Here is a 1,597-nt window from a genome sequence, read left to right on the forward strand (position 1 = left end):
GACCGAGGGCGTGTAAAAACGCGTTTGCGAGGAAGGCGATGTGACGCGTTTTCTCGGCGGCGACTTGGTCGTCTACAGGGTTAAGCGGCCCGCTCAGGCTCTGATCGCTGCGATCAGCGGTCTGACGCCGAAGATCTGGATCAATCGCTTGATGTTGTAGGCTAGAACGTGGAGGCTCATCTCCGTTCGGACCTTGTCGAGCGTTCTGGTCAGAAAGTGGGTACTCCCCATCCACGCCTTGAGGGTTCCGAACGGATGCTCGATGGTCTGTCGGCGGATACCCATGGCATCAGGGATGCGGTCGAGCCTGGCTTGCATCTTGTCGAGGACGCCTTCGTGCTCCCAACGCTTCAGCCGTTTCACCTTGTCGGGCGTGCACCTGGGCTTGAGCGCGCAGGTAAGACAGGCGGTGAGATTGCGATAATGGTCGATGTTGTCCCGACGGTCTGAGCGTGCAGGCCCCTTCGTCAAGTGCTCGCCGGCCGGGCAGGTGTAATGATCCTTCTCGGCGTCATAGATGAAGTCCTGCACGGTGAAGCGACCGCGCTTGGTATTGGCGGATGTCAGAGTCTTGGGGACGCAAGGCAGCACCCCGGTATTCTCGCACGCCAGCACCTGGTCGCCGCTGAAGTAGCCGCGGTCGGCCAAGACGGTGACCTCTTTGCACCCTGTTGCTTCCTGGGCCTTTAACCCCATCGGCGCGAGCTGGGCGCGGTCGCTGCCGCTGTTGGTCACCTCATGCGCGACGATCAGATGATGGTCGGCATCGACGGCCGTTTGCACGTTGTAACCGACGATGCCGGTGCCTTTGCCGCTCGTCGCCATCGACCGCGCGTGGGGGTCGGTCAGCGAGACCTGCTTGTCCGGCGCGGCCTGGACCTTTTGCTCCATCTCCTTCAAGGACCGCATCTGTCGGCGCAGGCCGGCAATCTTCTCCTCGATGCGTGTCGTTTGGGCTTCGGTGACATCACTCTCTTCGCGATCCGCCCTGTCCAGGGCGGCGAGATAACGGGTGATGCTGGCGTCGACCTGCTCCATCCGCTTGCCGACCTTGGCCACGGTGAAGTTCTTGTCGCGGTTGTTCACCGCTTTGAACTTGCTGCCGTCGATCGCGACAATGGCACGCGTGAAGAGGTTCAACCGGCGGCACAGTTCAACGAACTGCCTGCACACCGCTCTGATTGCGGCTCCGTTGTCACGCCGGAAGTTAGCGATCGTCTTGAAGTCCGGCGCCAGCCGCCCCGTCAACCACATCAGCTCGATATTGCGCTGAGCTTCCCGCTCGAGGCGGCGGCTCGACTGAACCCGGTTGAGGTAGCCGTACAGGTAAATCTTCAACAACGTCGACGGATGATAGGCAGGGCGACCCGTCGACGCCGGCTGCACGCCCTGAAAGCCAAGCGCGCCAAGATCAAGCTCGTCGATGAAGGCTTCGACGACCCTAACCGGGTTGTCCTCAGTCACGTAATCGTCCAGCGACTCCGGCAATAACAGCGACTGTCTGCGGTCTTCACCCTCGACGAATCGCCCCATAGCCGATCTCCTCCAACCGACCTAAACCTATCATAAAACAGCGTTTTTACACAGTCTGGACCCG

At 60.8% G+C, this 1,597-nt stretch carries 1 protein-coding gene; it reads right to left on the minus strand.

Going from position 1 to position 1,597, the window contains the following annotated elements:
* Nucleotides 1-93: 93 nt before the first annotated feature.
* Entirely contained in the window at nt 94-1,533 is a 1,440-nt protein-coding gene (locus G6N73_RS35505) for an IS1182 family transposase (RefSeq protein ID WP_165034514.1), read from the minus strand.
* Nucleotides 1,534-1,597 lie beyond the last annotated feature (64 nt).

Source organism: Allomesorhizobium camelthorni (assembly GCF_011045125.1).
GTDB classification, from domain to species: domain Bacteria; phylum Pseudomonadota; class Alphaproteobacteria; order Rhizobiales; family Rhizobiaceae; genus Allomesorhizobium; species Allomesorhizobium camelthorni.

What these genes read in the sequence shown, in the direction of transcription:
- G6N73_RS35505 (WP_165034514.1), bottom strand. Translation starts at nt 1,533, where the DNA reads ATGGGGCGATTCGTCGAGGGTGAAGACCGCAGACAGTCGCTGTTATTG.